General features: G+C 73.4%; 3 protein-coding genes. All 3 read right to left on the bottom strand.

From position 1 onward, the window contains the following. Positions 1 to 33: 33 nt before the first annotated feature. Complete coding sequence (locus FV222_RS24620; protein WP_147752732.1) at positions 34 to 612, bottom strand: DUF1285 domain-containing protein; 579 nt, start codon at positions 610 to 612, stop codon at positions 34 to 36. Beyond that, the gene (locus FV222_RS24615; protein ID WP_147815872.1) at positions 609 to 1,085 is read right to left on the bottom strand and encodes a PaaI family thioesterase; all 477 of its coding nucleotides are present in this window, start codon (positions 1,083 to 1,085) and stop codon (positions 609 to 611) included. Before FV222_RS24615 ends, FV222_RS24620 begins: the two co-directional genes overlap by 4 nt. A 122-nt stretch (positions 1,086 to 1,207) precedes the next feature. Continuing rightward, the coding region (locus FV222_RS24610; RefSeq protein ID WP_281406921.1) for an ATP-dependent helicase C-terminal domain-containing protein at positions 1,208 to 1,881 on the bottom strand (674 nt) is incomplete at its 5' end.

Genomic DNA, 1,881 nt, shown 5'->3' with positions numbered 1-1,881 from the left:
GGTCCGCGTCGCGCGTCGGGCTGTCCACGGCGCTCACGCGGCGTCGGCCGGGGCGATGCGGTGGAAGCGGCCGCCTGCGGCGATGCCGAGCCACGGCACGCCCTCGATCTCGCGCTCCTCGGCGAGCGCCACGAGATCGTAGGTCAGCGCCCGCGTCACCAGCGCCCAGAGTCCGCGGCGGACGTGGAGATAGGGCTTGAGGGCGCCGGCCTCACCCTCGGCGAAACGTAAGCCGTGCTCGGAATCGACGGGCACGAGGTCGTCGACGTTGGTGCGGAAGCTGATGCGGCGCGCGTCGCCCTCGCCGTCGATCGCCATCTCGACGGCGACGAAGGCCGCATCCTCCACGGTGATCGAGACCTTCTCCACCGGCGTGACCAGCACCGTCGTGCCGTCGGGCTCGCGCCGCAGGATCGAGGCGAACAGCTTCACCATCTTCGGGCGGCGGATCGGCGTGCCGTCGTGGAACCAGGTGCCGTCGGCGGCGATGCGGATGTCGATCGCGCCGCAATCGGGCGGATTCCACTTGTCCACCGGCGGCAGCCCGCGCTTGGGCAGCTCGGCCAGGGCCGCGCCGAGGCGGCTCAGGGTCGGATCGTCGGAGGCGGTCATGCGCCCTCAGATAGCGCGCCGGACGGGCTGGGAACCGGGGGCGCCTCCGGGCGCCGGCGCAGGATCTTCCAGACGCCCGAGGCGACGCCGACCAGGCGCGCCGCGTGGCGCAGCTCGCAACGCAGGAAGACGAGCGAGCCGGTGCGCTTGACGACCTCGGGCGCCAGGGTGATCCAGTCGCCGAGCCGCGCGGTGTCGACGAACTGCATCTCCATTTGGATCGTCACACAATTCGCCCCGTCGGCCGCCCGCATCGCGGTCTCGCCCAGCGCCCGGTCGGCGAAGCTCATCAGCATGCCGCCGTGGACCACGCCGATCAGGTTGGCGTGCTTGTCGGCGGCACGGAACGCGTAGGCGCCGTCGCGGACGTAGACCGGCCCGACATGGGCGATGAAGCCGGTGTCGTGGATCGGCGTCCAGCCGTCGCCCTCGTGGGGCTCGGCCTCGGGCGTTCGCGGTTCGCTGGGCGTCATGGGGGCGGGATCTCGATCGCGCGGCGGGCGCAGGCGCAGGGTTTTGTGGCACGGTCGCATCGCGACCGCCGGCTGTCACGCGAAGTTCGGGGGCACTTCAGGCTTTGGCTCACCTCACCCGCTTACGTGCCCCGCGGCTTGGCGCGGCGGGTGGGTGGCGCCTCCAGCGGATTTTCCGGCCAGGGATGGCGCGGATAGCGGCCGCGCATCTCGGTGCGCACGGCGCTCCAGGAGCCGCGCCAGAAGCCGGGGAGGTCGCGGGTGATCTGGACCGGGCGGTGGCCGGGCGAGAGCAGGTGGAGGACGAGCGGCACCCGGCCCACAGTCGGATGCGTCGCCAGCCCGAACAGCTCCTGCACCCGCACGGCCAGGACCGGCCCGCCCTCGGTCTCGTAGTCGATCGGGATGCGTGAGCCGGTCGGCACCTCGACATGGGTCGGCGCTTGAGTGTCGAGGCGGGCGCGCAGCGGCCACGGCAACAGCTCATGCAACGCCTCGCCGAGGTCGGCGGCGGAGACGGCGTCGAGGCCGAGGCGGCCGACGAGGGCTGGCGCGAGCCAGTCCTCGATGGTCTCCAAGAGGGTGGCGTCGGCGAGGTCGGGCCAGTCGCCGCCCTCCGCCGCGCGCAGGAAGGCGATGCGGGCGCGCCACTGCGTCAGCGCCGGGGTCCAGGGCAGCCGTTCGAGGCCGAGGCTGGCGATGCCGCGGGCCAGCACCTTGGCCGAGTCGAGGTCGGCGGGCACGGGGCGCGTGCGCTCGCCGAGCGTGAGGGCGCCGAGCCGGCGCAGGCTGCGGG

The organism is Methylobacterium sp. WL103, assembly GCF_008039885.1.
Taxonomy (GTDB): Bacteria; Pseudomonadota; Alphaproteobacteria; order Rhizobiales; family Beijerinckiaceae; genus Methylobacterium; species Methylobacterium cerastii.
Note: the sequence above shows the minus strand (reverse complement) of the source record. Positions and strands in the feature narration are given on the sequence as shown.